The organism is Clostridium sp. AWRP, assembly GCF_004006395.2.
Taxonomy (GTDB): domain Bacteria; phylum Bacillota; class Clostridia; order Clostridiales; family Clostridiaceae; genus Clostridium_B.
In genome coordinates this window covers 1,685,649-1,699,538 of the sequence record NZ_CP029758.2, presented here as the reverse complement: position 1 = coordinate 1,699,538, position 13,890 = coordinate 1,685,649, and the positions used below count along the sequence as shown (strand labels likewise).

The following is a 13,890-nucleotide window of genomic DNA, read 5'->3' as shown; positions in this document are numbered from 1 at the left end:
AAAACATAAATTATTTTTCTATTTATACTATTGTTCTAATTTATATCAAATATAAATTAAGACATGGAAAAGCCGCTATAAGTATTAATCATAGCGGCTTAAATTGCTATTATTTTTTCATTCCAGTATAAACTAAAACTGCATCTCTTAAAAATTCTGCTGTTCCTGGTTGCTTTTTGTCATAATACGCTTTAAATCTTTCATCCTCTACATACATTTTAGCAAGACCTGCGTGAGCTTCTTTATTGTAATTTCCCCAATAAAGACTTATCCACTTTGCATGGAGGGAAGCAGCCCTTTGAGCCAGTTCACCTGCAGGATTACCTGTTTTATAGGCTTTACTTAGTGTTTCAAGTATTTCATTTTCAAGTCCAGCTACCTCCTCATATTCCTCAGGTGTCATGTTTTTAAGATTGCTATTTGTTTTATCTACAATTTCATCTCCGTATTTTTTCCTAATTTCTTCTCCATATTTTCTTTCATTGTCATCAATAAGTTTTTTCTTGAATCCTTCAAATTTTTCTGTATCACTCATTACAATTCTCCCTTCCATGGATTTAATTGTATTTTCAACATTAGAAATCAATAAATCCAGTTCCATTCTTTTTTCAAGAAGCTTTTTGCGATGTTCTCTCAGTGCTTTAACCCTGTCAAAATCAGGAGAGGTTATGATCTCTCTGATATTTTCAAGCTTTATGCCAAACTCCCTATAAAAGAGTATTAGCTGAAGCCGATCTACTTCATTTTGGCCATAAATGCGATATCCTGATGAATTGATTTTTGCCGGCTTTAAAATTCCAATTTCATCATAATATCTGAGTGTCCGTGCACTGACACCTGCTATATCAGCTAACTCATGCACTGTATATTCCATGCTCTTACCTCCTGACAATTTAACTATAAACTTATACGCTGCGTCAATGTCAATAAATAATCTCTGTAAAATACAGAGATTTTTTATTATAATCCACATCAAGATCAGCTATAAATCTTCCTTCCCCAACATTCATGCTCCTTATTTCAGAAAAGTTACTGGTAGTTCTGGTTACTGCAATATTTTGTGAATGTTCTTTTAATTAAATATTCACATATAGGTTAGATACTATTTAGAAAGACTTTTAGCTAATAAATCAGATAATAAGCAGAAACTTTCCACCATAGTCCTTCTTTGCTCTTTAGACATATTGCTGAGAGCTTCTACCTCCGATGCTTTTAACTGTTCTAATATTCCTTTTGCATATTTACTTCCCTGTTCTGTAAAGTTTACTACTTTATTTCTCCGGTCTTCAGAATCTAATTTTCTAGAAATATACCCTTTTTTCTCAAGGCGGGATAATATTAAAGAAACTGTCTGTTTGGGCAAGCATAATTTATCACAAATTTCATTTTGACTGCAGCAAGGAGAACCTTCTATTACATATAAAATAAACAAAACCGTATCCTGAATACCATGTTTTTTTGACCAGATACGATAAATTTCATTAATTTTAAACCAGGATTCATAATAAGTACTTAATAGCTCATTAACTTCATTTTTTTCATTCATATTTCATACACTCTTTTCTAATAGTAACAAAATTAGTGACTAACACCGCTAAGATTTAATCCTACAACTCCTAATATAATAAAAAATATAGACAAAACTTTTAAAATGCTTATATTTTCTTTAAAAATAAAAATTCCTATTACTGATATAATAGTAGTTCCCGCAGCTGCCCATATAGCATATGCCACACTCACAGGTATCTTTTTTAATGATATTGAAAAAAGTACAAAGCACAAGCCATACGTCAAAATTGTCCCTAAAGCTGGCAGTAATTTTGTAAATCCATCAGACATCTTCATACAAGTTGTTCCTATCGTTTCAAGTATAATAGCTCCAATTAGGTAGATCCATTCCAACAATAAAACCTTCTTTCACTGTTTATAATAATATTAGTCTATTTATGGACTAATATTATTATAAGCTAAAAGCTATTTTTGTTCAATTACAAATAATTTTACTGGAAACAAAACGAAACTATACAATAATGATCCTATGGATACATTTTGTAAAATAGCCTGTGATACAGGACATCCTATAACTGTTGGGGGTCTTCTACTCCTATGCTCTTTTCACCAAAACAAGCAGATTTTTCCCTTTTCTCAACAGCACCTATAGCATCCTTAAACATATTTAAAATATCTGAAGCCCCCTCCTGATCTGGTCACTAATCCCCTTCTTATTTAGCTACTATAACTTCAACATTATTTTCCCTATACTGCTTTAATAATTCAAATTGTCTATCCGTGAATTCTTCCATACCATCAACAATAATTTTGTTCATATCTTTATAATCACATACCTTTAATAAAGAAACATTATTAAGTTTGCTATGATCAACTAATACTATTACTTCTTTACTAACAGCCATAGCTGCTTTTTTCGTTTCTATTTCAAATATATTTATATCTGTCAATCCATATTCAAAGGACAACGCCTTAGCAGATATAAAACACTTTTTAATATTAAACTTCTTGAAACCTTTTACAGTATCTGTGCCTACTAAGGATAATGATTCATTTCTAAGTATTCCCGATACTACAATTACAGTTACATTCTGATAATTAGCAAGAGCTGTTACTACACTAATAGAATTAGTAACCACAATAATTTTTTTATTTCTTATATATTTGCATAATGCCAAAGCTGTTGTACTGGCATCTATCATAATAACATCCTCATTATCCACAAGTTCATTTGCATATTTAGCTATTATACATTTTTCTTCTCTGTTTTTCATCATTCTAGCTTTCAATGCATCATCTAAATTATTATCATTTATAGAGACTACTGGAACAGCCCCTTTATATGTTCTCAGAAGTTTACCAGAGCCTTCTAATTTTTTTAAATCTCTTCTAATAGTCATTTCCGAAACATCTAGTGCTTTACTTAATTCCAAAATGCTGACTTCTTTATTTTTTTCTATTTCTTTTAATATTACCTTTTTTCTAATAGCAGGCTTTAACTTCATATTTACCACCTATCTATTCATTGATAATGACTTTCTCAATTAAATATGCTTTACATTACCCCAACCTTTTTCTTTTTTCACTCTATTTAATTTTTCTATTTGTTCCTTGTTTAAAGTTCTCACATTTCCAATAATTTTTGTATACAATGTTATTTTTGATACCATTTCCAAATTTTCCATTTTATAATAGGCATCCATAACATCTTTTCCTACAGTTAGGGCTCCGTGATTTGCTAAAAGAAGGGCATCACTGTAAGGTATCTCCTTTTCTACTGATTGTGACACTTCGCAAGTAGAAGGAGTCCCATAATCACAATACCCTACCTTTCCCAAACTAAAAATTGCTTCAGGAAGAATTGTAGGTTCATCTAATTTTTCACCAGAAACTGCAAAAGCTGTAGCTGCTGGTGGATGCGCATGTACAACGGCTTTTATATCATTCCTCATTTTATATACAATCAAATGCATTTTTATTTCTGAAGTTACTTTCATATGACCTTCAATTACATTTCCATCTAAATCCACTTTCACAATTTGATCTGAACAAACTTCTCCTTTATTCACTCCAGTTGGCGTTATAAGTATTATATTATCTTCTAATTTCACACTGATATTACCATCATTTGATGCTACAAAAAATCTCTGCTGCAGCCTTTTTCCTGTTTCCACTATTTGTGCTCTTAAATAGGTTTCTCTGTCCATTCTCTCACCTTTCTTTACTAGTTTTTGTTTTTAAAATCAAAGTGGTTTCCCCATAAACAATTCCCTCCTACATCTATTTTCTATACTTTAAAATTTTATTTAAATTTTCTTCATAAGGAGGATAAACTACTCCCTTTTCCGTTACTATAGCTGTTATATTTTCATGTGGAGTTACATCAAAGCTAGGGTTGTAAACTTTTACACCTTTAGGTGCAGTCCAAACTCCAAATCTGCACGTAACTTCTTTAGAATCTCTTTCTTCAATAGGTATTTCCTTACCTGTTTTAGTATTTAAATCAATGCTTGGAGTAGGTGCTGCAATGTACATTGGTATTTTAAAATATTTTGCCAAAATAGATACTCCCATAGTGCCTATCTTATTGGCAGTATCTCCGTTAGCTGCAATTCTGTCACAGCCTACTATTACTGCATCTATTTTACCTTGAGACATAACTACAGCCGCCATATTATCTGTTATTGTAGTTACATCTATTCCTGCTTCATATAATTCCAATGCTGTAAGAGTTGACCCTTGAAGTCTTGGCCTTGTTTCATCAGAATATATCTTCAAATGCCACCCTTTTTCCTTGGCAAGATACATTGGGGAAGTTGCTGTACCATATTTAGAAGTAGCCAACTGACCTGCATTACAATGAGTTAGTATTCCCATACCATCCTTTAAGAAAGTAATTAAGTTTTCTCCTATCTTTCTACATATGGCTATATCCTCTTCATGTATTCTCTTTGCTTCTTCCCTTAATATATTTTTTATAACCTTTATAGGCTTATCCTTATTTTCTTCCGCTTTTTTCTCCATAACTTTTAATGCCCAGGATAAGTTAACTGCGGTAGGTCTACTGGTATTTAAATAATTGCTTTGTTCTTTCATAACTCTTTGAAAATTGGGGAAATTATCTTCAGACACATTCTTAATCCCAAAATACAATCCATATGCTGCCGTAACGCCTATAGCTGGAGCCCCCCTCACTATCATGTCATGTATTGCATTCCAAACTCCACGAACAGTATCATATTCTATATACTCTATTTCATTAGGTAATTTAGTTTGATCTAAAAGTACAAGTTTATCTCTTGAATCATCCCACTTAATTGCAAGTAATCCTTTCATTTTATTCACTCCCTATTTGTTATTTATCTGTTTTATAAGATTTGTTAAACCTTTTATATTATCAATTTCATTTCTCTTTAAAATCATTTTCTCTCCTACAGCCAAACCCAATCTCTGTGCCTTTGCTCTTTCCTTTAGGTCCCTTATAGAGTCAAGATCAGGAACATGAGCCATACCCAAAATTCTTCTCATTATTTCACAAGAAGCAAAACCAATAGTTTCGTGTAATAAATTATTTATATAATACTCCTTATATCCTGGGACTTTAGTACTTATCTCCTCAGAGTCCTTATCCCAAATTTCTTTGAAATTCTTTTGAAATTCTACCCATATTTCCTCAATAGAATCCAATAAATACTTTCTATAATCCTCTATTTCCAGTTTAGTTTTATCACCTCTTCCTTCCCAGGACACATAGTTTAATATAAAGTTTGCAAAAAGAAGTCCAATATCATATCCATAAGGTCCATAAAAAGCAAATTCCGTATCAAATATTCTCATGCTTTTTTCTGTTATAAAAATAGAACCTGTATGCAAATCTCCATGTAAAAGTGCTTCTGCCTTAGTCATAAAAATATTTTTTAATTTTGTAGTTTCTAACGCTATATCCTTTCTCTTCCATATTTTTTTTGCATCTTTCATTATATATGGATTTATATCATTTGATCTGGCATCCATATATGGATCTGTAAGTACTAACCTTTCTGTTATATCACATAATTCTGGACTAATAAATTTTGACAATTGCTCCTTCTTTTTTATTGGTCCCATTCCAAAATCTGAAGTATAAAATAAGTTTTTAGCTAAAAATTCACCAACTTGTTTAGGAAATTCAATATACCTTTTCATATTCATAAGACCTTCTCTAAACATGTCCATATCTCCTAAATCTTCTATTATGGATAATGCATAAGTATCATCATGATAATATACCTTTGGTACAGAATTAGGACACGCTTTATTCTGCTCAATCATAGCTTCCGCTTCTATTCTATTTCTATCTAAAGTTAGCTTCCACCCTTCTCCTGCTACTCTTAAATAAGGAAGAGCTTGTTTCATAATTACGGATTTTCCGCTAATACTGTCTTTTACTCTAAACACTAAGTTTAAATTTCCGTCTCCTATTTCCTTAGCTGTTAAATGAGCATCTTTGTCAAAAATCCCTAAATCTAATTTTTTTACATATGCTGCTGCAGTTTCATTAGTCATTGCTTTATATTTTGACATATGAACACACCTCCACAAACATGTCATAGCTTTAAAATTGTTAAATAATCACTTTACTTTTATGTAAGTATTTGTATGATATTTTCAATATAAATATTCCACTTGTGTAACATTTTTAATACATTTTTGTTATTAAATAACATTTTTTACATGTAAAGTTGTTTAAAATAACAAACTTGAAATATAAAATTTTCCAGGTAACACACATCTTGCTGAACTAAAACTAAATGTTACAAATTATTAATAATAATTTTCAATTATTGATATTGAAACTAATATAATAATGTGTATAATAGTTAGTATGGTTAATTATTAACTATACTAACTATTATTTATGTTAACTATTACTTATGCTAACTATTAGTATATTAAGTTAATAGTGTTAGCAGAATAATATAAAAAACTATTTTAGGAGTGTTGTTTATGAACAAAAAAGATACTGATTTGATTAAGATTAATCCAATGGAATTAACTTTTGAGGTAGCTAATGAGATAGTTAAAGTATCAGAAATAATAGATAGATTTAGTGAAGAATGTTATAAAAGATTTAAACTAACACAAGTACAATTCAAAGTTCTATATTACCTATATTTATGCGGTGATGAAGGAACTACTTCCTCTACTCTTAGTAAAAAATTAGGAGTAAAAAAGCCTAGTGTAACAACTTTAATTGATAGAATGACATCAAAAGGAATTGTTATGCGTCAGGAAAATAAAAATGATAGGAGGTATACAAAAGTAGTTATAACAGAGGAAGGTAAAGATATTTTAGTTGATATATTACCAGATAAAGAAAGTTTTATAGCTTCTTTATTTGGTGTTTTACCAGAAGAACAAATGCAAATTCTATACGAATCACTTGTAAAAATCAGACAGCGTTTAACATCTTATAAGTAAACATATTATTTGATTTAGGAGGATTCCCATGAAAAGGAGAAAAATCGCATTATTATTAGCTCTAACAATTACAACAGGTTTGTTTGCAGGTTGTACTAAGAATGTTGCTTTAACAGGAGATAAAATAGTAAAACAACAAAGCGACCACTTAATTGTTCAAGGAGACATAGAAACTAAAGAAATAAATATAAATTCTAAAGCTGCAGGAAAAATAACAGCTATAAAAGTAGCTGAGGGTGACACCATAAAAAATGGACAAGTTTTAATAACTATAGACAATAGTTCGCTAGTTGCAAAGGAAGCTCAATCAAAAGCTCAAATCGATGCAGCTACTGAACAAATGAAAGCAGCACAAGCAGCAAAATCATCAGCACAAGCACAGCTTCAGAAGGCTCAAAATGGAGCAAGACCGGAGGAAATTGATGAAGCTAAATCTCAATATGATTTAGCAAAATCTACATACGATAGGATAAATGCATTATATAGTAAAGGCTATGCAGCTAAAGAAGATTTAGATAAGGCTCAAACATCTATGGATGTAGCACAAAATCAATATAATGTTGTCAAAGATGGAGCAAGACCTGAAGATATAGCAGCATTACAGGCACAAGTAAATCAAGCAGATGCAACAATACAGGGATATCAAGCTCAAATTAAACAAGCTGAAGGTGGGCAAGATGAAGTACAAAGTTACATAGCTGATACAACAATAACAGCACCATCAGATGGAATTGTAAATCAATTAAATGTAGAGGTTGGTGAACTAGTATCTACAGGAATGCCTCTTCTAGTAATGACAAATACAACTGCACCCTGGGTTGAATGTAATATAAAAGAAACAGATCTTTCAAAAGTGAAATTAAATGAAGAAGTGCCTGTGAAAATTTCTGCTTATCCTAATCAAAAATTTAAAGGTAAAATAGTTAGAATTAATAAGGATGCTGATTTTGCAGTTAAAAGGGCAACAAATGATAACGGGGAGTTTGATATATTATCCTATGGAGTTAAAGTTGAATTAATTGATATGAATAAACCACTTCATGCTGGAATGACAACCTTTGTTGATTTTGGAAAGAAGTGATGATTATTATGAAAGAAAAAATATCAAGATTTAAGTATGTGATAACTCCTATCTTAATGCTTTTTATAATTGGCATTGGAGGGGCCATTGTTTTAGCACTTGAATTTAGTGCTCATTCGCTTAGCCAAATTCCAACTATTATTGTAAATCATGATAACTCTTTATCATCCCAATCTTTTGTTAGGGAAATACGGACAAATTCAACATTTAATATAGTTGCATATAGTCAGATTGATAATGATGTTAAAGATTTAATAGACAAACAAGACGTAGCTGTAGGATTTATTATTCCTAAAAATTTTTCAAAGGATCTAACTGACGGGAAGAATCCCAAAATTATGGTTGTTTATGATGGGACACAAATGGCCATGACTTCTTCTAGTAAAACAAAAATTGCACAAATTCTAGGCACCATTAAATCGTCATATTTAATAAATGTAGCAGAGGGAAAGCTTGGATTAATGCCAAAAGCAGCTGCAAATTATATCAATCCAATAAGTTTCAATTATAGGCTTATAGGAAATCCTACTCAAAATATGTTCAATTTTTTTATTTCAGGATTTTCAATCAATACTATTCAGGTTGGAATGATTATAGTTGTAATTTTATTAATAAACAAAGGTAATAGCTATAAAAAGATGTGGCTTAAAGGTATTATGGTTGGACTTCTAGCATCAATTTCAATTTTTATTATTCTAGAAATTTTTTGCAAATATTTTGGCTTACCTTATAGGGGTTCTGTTGAAGCAGGCGTTATGTTAACTATTCTATTTTGTATTGGAATGACATTTGTGGGAGTACTACTAAGTATCTTGTTTAATGGAAACAAGATAAATGCAGTAGGTTTAGCAGGTCCAATAGCTATAAGTTTATTTTTAGTTGGATACACATTTCCAACTGTAGCTATGCCTGATATTGCTCCTATAATAGCTAAATATATTCCATTTTACTACTATGCCATACCTCTAAGAGATTTATCACTTATAGGCATAAGTTTTCAAGATAACTTATCTAATATATTCTGGCTTACTAAATTTATGATTTTTATGTGGATGGTTACTTTCCTTTTATATAAAATAAAAGAAGCTAAAAGGCTTAGAAATATTAGAATAAATGAGAAAAATAGTATCATTAATAGTCAAAATGAAGAGGTGATAACATAATGAAGAGTCTTTTTAAAATATTAAAGGAAGAAAGAAGCTCTCTACTTAAGACTATTATACTTACTATTATAGCAACACTTATTTTTGGCTATGCCATGTCTAATCCTTATATAGAGCATCTTCCCTTCGGTGTAGTTGATAGAGACAATTCACATTTGTCAAGAACTATTGTACAACAGCTTAAAATTAGCCCAGGTTTAAATGTTAATTATTATGCAAATTCGGATACTGAACTTGAAAAAGCAATAAAAGATCGTAGGGTAAATGGAGGTATAATAATACCTAAGCATTTTGAAAAAGATGTAAGTTTAGCAAAATCACCTAATGCCTTATTGATAATAGATGGAACTGATCTTCCCATACTAGCAAATATTTTATCATATGCTAGTCAGGTTTTAGGTACGATAAATGCTGGTGCTCAAATAAACATTCTTCAAGGAAATGGTATGGTTCCATACCTATCTAAGCAAACTGCTTTAAACTTTTCTTATGTTGAACGCGTACTGTATGAGCCCCAAAGTAGTTATCTTAGATATTTAATTTATACTTTGATACCTTTAGTTAATCAAGGTTTTTTTGTACCAGTACTTTTAGTACCTGCTTTAATGAAGAAGAAAGAGCAATTTGCAAATATTAAAATGCGTTCAAAAGAAGGTGTAAAAGCTGTACTTGGTCTTACAGGAAGACTATTTCTATATTCTACTATATGTATTATAGTAATTTTCACTTGCTTATGTATTGTTGATAAATTATTCTGTGTACCTCTTCGTGGTGATATATTAATATATATTGTTTTAATGTCTCTATTCTTTATTAACCTTACAGCTATGGGATTAGTTTTAACATCATTTATGGATAACCTTGGCCATTTTGTACTATTTTTTAATTTGATAAATATAGTCATATTTCTAACCTGTGGTATTATAATGCCAGATTATCTACTGCCAAGTGGAATGCCAGAGATTCTTAATAGCCTATGGCCATTCAGACATATGACTGTAGCATTAAAAATGTTAAATCTAAAAGGATTAGGCTGGGATCTTATGCTTCCTTATTTGGGAAATGAGCTTAGGTTTGGTGCATTTTGGTTACCAGTAGGACTTGCTCTATACTCTTTCAAAATTGGTTTTATGAAATATAAAAACAGTAAACTACTACAAAAAGCTTAGAAATCATTACCCATGACGTAGCTGCTCTTTACTGCCACTTGGAGAAGTGGAAATATTAGAGCAGATAGTCATCGGATAAAATTTAAAACTAAATCCATAATTGTCCAAAGTTGCTTATACAAGTCTCGATTCAATTTATAACTTTAGCATTTAAATCAAGTTGCAATTTGGATAAATTTAATTGTAGAGTTAACTATCTATACAAGATTTCTAATTGAAATTTAAACTTATACATAAAATATAATGACAAAATTGAAATCAAATTTAAAAACTTTTCCATAAGTCTTAGCGAGGTATTTTAGAAAATCTTAGGAGCTTAGATATGTCTGAGGTACGAGTTTAGCTAAGCTTCTTAGATTTTCAAAATACCGAGCTTTAGACTTATTAAAAGTTTTTATAGTGATGAAATTTGTCATTATATGCTATTGTATATGTTAACTTTCAATTTAGAAACTCTATGTTATTTTACAAATTTAATAACTCCATCTTTTCTCTCATGTGCTTTTGATACGCTTTCAGGATATCCAATTGACGCCATTCCCCAAACAATATGATTTTCAGGTATTCCAAAACTACTCAGTACTTCCCTTACTTCTTTTTCATCACAAATAGTTCTTAATTGATTGATCCAGCAGGAACCTATCCCTAGTGAATTTGCCATTAAAAATATATTTTCAAGAGCACAAGCACAATCAGCAAGTCCATTTACATTTTCCTTCTCATTGGACAGCATAATTAAAGTTGGAGGTGCATAAAAATTATATACAGCGTCTATACCTAATGCTTTTTTAACTACTTTTGCAAGCAGCTCCATTTTCTCTCTACTTTGAACAACTGTAAACTGCCAAGTTTGTTTGTTCATACCGCTTGGTGCATACACTCCAGCTTTTAAAATCAATTCTAATTCTTCGTCTTTTATTTGTTCTTCTTTGAACTTTCTTATACTTCTTCTTGTTAAAATATTTTGTAAAACTTCATTCATAATGATATCTTCCTTTCACATATATTATAAGTTAATTTCCTATGAGAAAATCTAAAATATTCCATCCAGATGAAGACTGTGCCTTGTACAATTCTGTATACCCACATTTTTTACAGCTAATAGTAATAAATTTCTTATTCTGTACATCAAATATCTTTGAGAAATTTCCTCCTGTTGCCTGAAATTGATCTGATTCATATTCTGTGCTGCCACATTTGGGGCAGACATATTGTTTCTTTTCCATTTAAACCCTCCTCTTAACCTATATATGATTGTAAAATAATTATACTCTTTTTAATAAGTAAATTTCCACTTGCTTGAAAAAACTTTTTTCATATATTATACTGGTTATAATTTTAAAAAATATTGCTAGAGCTTGGTCCTTCTTTTTCCTAAAGAAGAAAGGAGTTCAATATATGAGGAGAAAATATATAAATTATACTTCAAATATACCTGTTTCAATAAATTTAGCAAATATAATGAATTATCCTCTCCACTGGCATAATTCAATAGAAATACTTTATGTCTTAAAGGGCACTCTTTACATCACTATAGAATCTGACAAATATGAACTCATAGAAAAAGACATAGAAATAGTAAATATAGATGAAACTCACAGTATTGTAAGCAGTGATGCACATAATAGAGTCTTAGTATTTCATATAGATCCTTATTTTTTTGAAAAGTACTACAGTGATATTGAAAACATGTTTTTCTTTACCAATACCACAGATGACAGGGCTCAAGAAAGTGAAGAATATGATATTTTAAGAACCTTTTTAGCTAAAATAGCCTGTGAATTAATTCAAAAACAGGATAACTACGATGAAGAAATAGAAACCATTCTTATAGATCTTCTCTATCATCTCATAAACAATTTTCATTATTTAATGTATGAAAATGAAGATTTAAAGGAAAAAGAAGAACAGCTTGAAAGATATCATAGAATTTCCAAATACATACTTAATAATTATAATGATAATATAACACTACAGGATATTGCAAAAAAAGAATTTTTAAGTACTGACTACTTATCCCATGGCATAAAGGATGTCACAGGATACAGCTTTACAGATTTATTGAATTCAAATAGAGTTGAAGAAGCCCTAAAGCTTCTTTTGGATACAGATAAAACTATATCTGAGATTTCAGAAGAAGTAGGATTTTCTCATACCAGGTACTTTAACAAACATTTTAAAATTCAATATAACTACACTCCCCTTCAATATAGGAAAAAATTTAAAATGAGTGATGAGACTTTTGAGGAACAAAAAATTATTGAATTTTTTAATCTAGGAGAAAGCCTTCAGTACCTAATACATTATTTGGAAGACTATGACAGATTCAATTATGAGGATAAAATAACAAAGATAAATATAAATATGGGAGATGACCTTGGAAAGTTCAGTAAAAATTTTAAAGATATATTAAATATAGGAGATGCCTTTGAACTTCTTCTGGAAGATAACAAAGATATATTAGAAGTTCTTCAGGAAGAAATAGGTTTTACCTATGCCAGACTTTTAAATATTTTCAGCGAAGATATGTGTATATTTCCAGAGTCTAAGTTCTATAATTGGAATAGAGCTCGGGATGTACTTGAATTTTTAGATACACTTAATATAAAACCTATTATAGTCTTAAATGATACGGGCTTTTCTACTTCAAGCTTTTTATTAGCTATAAAGTCTTTCTTAAACTATTTTAATGACTTAGGTAGTTTAAACTTAGATTCCTTTAAATTTCAATTTGACTCTACTCTAAAACCTGCTGTTGTAAATAAAGTAACAGAACTTTTATCTACAGAATATAAACTTGAAATAATTAAAGATGTATTTTTTGCAAAAGACAGCATAGATTTTATCTACGATACCACATATATGCTGCCCTATATTATACATAATGTAGTAAACAATACAAATTCCCTAAACTTTTTAAGAGCCTTTGATGTGTTAGATAAACAGATTAACTTAACTAATGAAGTGTTTTTTGGATACCCAGGACTTATAAACGACAAGGGAATAAAAAAGCCTTCTTATTATGCCTATTACTTGCTGAATAAACTTGGAGACACTTTAGTTGCTAAAGACAAAGGATATATAGTTACAAAATCCAATAATGAGTATCAAATTTTGCTCTACAACCACCATGACAATATAAATAAACTGATTCCTTTTGAGAATTTTTCAAAACTTAGGGCTGCCAAAAATGCTGCTGTACAAAAGCTTTCAATAAATATAGTAAACATACCTTCATCTATAAAAATGATTACTTATGAAATAAACGAAAAATCCGGTTCCTCATATAACTACTGGCTTGATATGGGGAAGCCCAAAAGACTAAGCAAAGAGGAAAAACAGATTCTTCACAAAGCCTCTTTTCCAAGTATACATTTTAAAAGCTTTAAAAAAAGTACTGTATTTAACATACGAACTAAACTTAATGGTTATGGTGCTCTATTGATTCTAATAAAAGAGGTCTAATAATACCTTAAAACAGGTGTTATTATGCTATTTCAATAATGTG

Annotated in this window: 14 protein-coding genes; 5 read left to right on the top strand and 9 right to left on the bottom strand. The window is 30.3% G+C overall.

What is annotated here, in order from left to right:
• Positions 1 to 109 precede the first annotated feature (109 nt).
• The 7 genes from DMR38_RS07860 to mtnK all read right to left on the bottom strand — a co-directional run bounded on the left by DMR38_RS07860 (position 110) and on the right by mtnK (position 6,072).
• Positions 110 to 874 carry a MerR family transcriptional regulator gene (locus DMR38_RS07860; RefSeq protein WP_127720760.1) on the bottom strand — a complete coding sequence of 255 codons (765 nt, stop codon included), beginning with the start codon at positions 872 to 874 and terminating at the stop codon, positions 110 to 112.
• A 228-nt stretch (positions 875 to 1,102) separates the two neighbouring features.
• Entirely contained in the window at positions 1,103 to 1,546 is a 444-nt protein-coding gene (locus DMR38_RS07855) for a MarR family transcriptional regulator (RefSeq protein ID WP_127720759.1), read from the bottom strand.
• A 32-nt stretch (positions 1,547 to 1,578) separates the two neighbouring features.
• Positions 1,579 to 1,902, bottom strand: coding sequence for a multidrug efflux SMR transporter (locus DMR38_RS07850; RefSeq protein WP_065079342.1), 324 nt, complete (start codon positions 1,900 to 1,902; stop codon positions 1,579 to 1,581).
• Between the two features lie 320 nt (positions 1,903 to 2,222).
• Positions 2,223 to 3,014: a DeoR/GlpR family DNA-binding transcription regulator gene (locus DMR38_RS07845; RefSeq protein ID WP_127720758.1), complete on the bottom strand. Its 792-nt coding sequence runs from the start codon at positions 3,012 to 3,014 to the stop codon at positions 2,223 to 2,225.
• A gap of 39 nt (positions 3,015 to 3,053) precedes the next feature.
• Entirely contained in the window at positions 3,054 to 3,716 is a 663-nt protein-coding gene (locus DMR38_RS07840) for a class II aldolase/adducin family protein (protein ID WP_127720757.1), read from the bottom strand.
• 73 nt (positions 3,717 to 3,789) lie between these two features.
• The gene (gene mtnA, locus DMR38_RS07835; protein WP_127720756.1) at positions 3,790 to 4,845 is read right to left on the bottom strand and encodes an S-methyl-5-thioribose-1-phosphate isomerase; all 1,056 of its coding nucleotides are present in this window, start codon (positions 4,843 to 4,845) and stop codon (positions 3,790 to 3,792) included.
• 12 nt (positions 4,846 to 4,857) lie between these two features.
• On the bottom strand, positions 4,858 to 6,072 hold the full coding sequence (mtnK, locus tag DMR38_RS07830; RefSeq protein WP_127720755.1) for an S-methyl-5-thioribose kinase: 1,215 nt from the start codon (positions 6,070 to 6,072) through the stop codon (positions 4,858 to 4,860).
• A gap of 423 nt (positions 6,073 to 6,495) precedes the next feature.
• Here mtnK and DMR38_RS07825 point away from each other — a divergent pair, with 423 nt between their 5' ends.
• Genes DMR38_RS07825 through DMR38_RS07810 form a run of 4 tightly spaced genes read left to right on the top strand, consistent with a single transcriptional unit; the run spans position 6,496 to position 10,382 of the window.
• Positions 6,496 to 6,969 carry a MarR family transcriptional regulator gene (locus DMR38_RS07825; RefSeq protein ID WP_127720754.1) on the top strand — a complete coding sequence of 158 codons (474 nt, stop codon included), beginning with the start codon at positions 6,496 to 6,498 and terminating at the stop codon, positions 6,967 to 6,969.
• 28 nt (positions 6,970 to 6,997) lie between these two features.
• Positions 6,998 to 8,050 (top strand): efflux RND transporter periplasmic adaptor subunit, encoded by a 1,053-nt coding sequence (locus DMR38_RS07820; RefSeq protein ID WP_127720753.1) that lies wholly within the window; start codon positions 6,998 to 7,000, stop codon positions 8,048 to 8,050.
• An 8-nt stretch (positions 8,051 to 8,058) separates the two neighbouring features.
• Entirely contained in the window at positions 8,059 to 9,213 is a 1,155-nt protein-coding gene (locus tag DMR38_RS07815) for an ABC transporter permease (protein WP_243124486.1), read from the top strand.
• Positions 9,213 to 10,382, top strand: coding sequence for an ABC transporter permease (locus tag DMR38_RS07810; RefSeq protein WP_127720751.1), 1,170 nt, complete (start codon positions 9,213 to 9,215; stop codon positions 10,380 to 10,382). Before DMR38_RS07815 ends, DMR38_RS07810 begins: the two co-directional genes overlap by 1 nt.
• Positions 10,383 to 10,842: 460 nt before the next feature.
• Here the strand turns inward: DMR38_RS07810 and DMR38_RS07805 are convergent, their stop codons facing one another.
• Both DMR38_RS07805 and DMR38_RS07800 read right to left on the bottom strand, forming a co-directional pair.
• Positions 10,843 to 11,364: a nitroreductase gene (locus DMR38_RS07805; protein WP_127720750.1), complete on the bottom strand. Its 522-nt coding sequence runs from the start codon at positions 11,362 to 11,364 to the stop codon at positions 10,843 to 10,845.
• A gap of 31 nt (positions 11,365 to 11,395) precedes the next feature.
• Positions 11,396 to 11,608 (bottom strand): zinc ribbon domain-containing protein, encoded by a 213-nt coding sequence (locus DMR38_RS07800; protein ID WP_063554707.1) that lies wholly within the window; start codon positions 11,606 to 11,608, stop codon positions 11,396 to 11,398.
• Positions 11,609 to 11,780: 172 nt separating this feature from the next.
• On the opposite strand from DMR38_RS07800, the gene DMR38_RS07795 reads away from it, so the two are divergent.
• Positions 11,781 to 13,847: a helix-turn-helix domain-containing protein gene (locus DMR38_RS07795; RefSeq protein ID WP_127720749.1), complete on the top strand. Its 2,067-nt coding sequence runs from the start codon at positions 11,781 to 11,783 to the stop codon at positions 13,845 to 13,847.
• Positions 13,848 to 13,890 lie beyond the last annotated feature (43 nt).

What these genes read in the sequence shown, in the direction of transcription:
- DMR38_RS07820 (WP_127720753.1), top strand. Translation starts at nt 6,998, where the DNA reads ATGAAAAGGAGAAAAATCGCATTATTATTAGCTCTAACAATTACAACA.
- DMR38_RS07800 (WP_063554707.1), bottom strand. Translation starts at nt 11,608, where the DNA reads ATGGAAAAGAAACAATATGTCTGCCCCAAATGTGGCAGCACAGAATAT.
- DMR38_RS07810 (WP_127720751.1), top strand. Translation starts at nt 9,213, where the DNA reads ATGAAGAGTCTTTTTAAAATATTAAAGGAAGAAAGAAGCTCTCTACTT.
- DMR38_RS07845 (WP_127720758.1), bottom strand. Translation starts at nt 3,014, where the DNA reads ATGAAGTTAAAGCCTGCTATTAGAAAAAAGGTAATATTAAAAGAAATA.
- mtnA (WP_127720756.1), bottom strand. Translation starts at nt 4,845, where the DNA reads ATGAAAGGATTACTTGCAATTAAGTGGGATGATTCAAGAGATAAACTT.
- DMR38_RS07855 (WP_127720759.1), bottom strand. Translation starts at nt 1,546, where the DNA reads ATGAATGAAAAAAATGAAGTTAATGAGCTATTAAGTACTTATTATGAA.
- DMR38_RS07860 (WP_127720760.1), bottom strand. Translation starts at nt 874, where the DNA reads ATGGAATATACAGTGCATGAGTTAGCTGATATAGCAGGTGTCAGTGCA.
- mtnK (WP_127720755.1), bottom strand. Translation starts at nt 6,072, where the DNA reads ATGTCAAAATATAAAGCAATGACTAATGAAACTGCAGCAGCATATGTA.
- DMR38_RS07805 (WP_127720750.1), bottom strand. Translation starts at nt 11,364, where the DNA reads ATGAATGAAGTTTTACAAAATATTTTAACAAGAAGAAGTATAAGAAAG.
- DMR38_RS07795 (WP_127720749.1), top strand. Translation starts at nt 11,781, where the DNA reads ATGAGGAGAAAATATATAAATTATACTTCAAATATACCTGTTTCAATA.
- DMR38_RS07825 (WP_127720754.1), top strand. Translation starts at nt 6,496, where the DNA reads ATGAACAAAAAAGATACTGATTTGATTAAGATTAATCCAATGGAATTA.
- DMR38_RS07840 (WP_127720757.1), bottom strand. Translation starts at nt 3,716, where the DNA reads ATGGACAGAGAAACCTATTTAAGAGCACAAATAGTGGAAACAGGAAAA.
- DMR38_RS07815 (WP_243124486.1), top strand. Translation starts at nt 8,059, where the DNA reads ATGAAAGAAAAAATATCAAGATTTAAGTATGTGATAACTCCTATCTTA.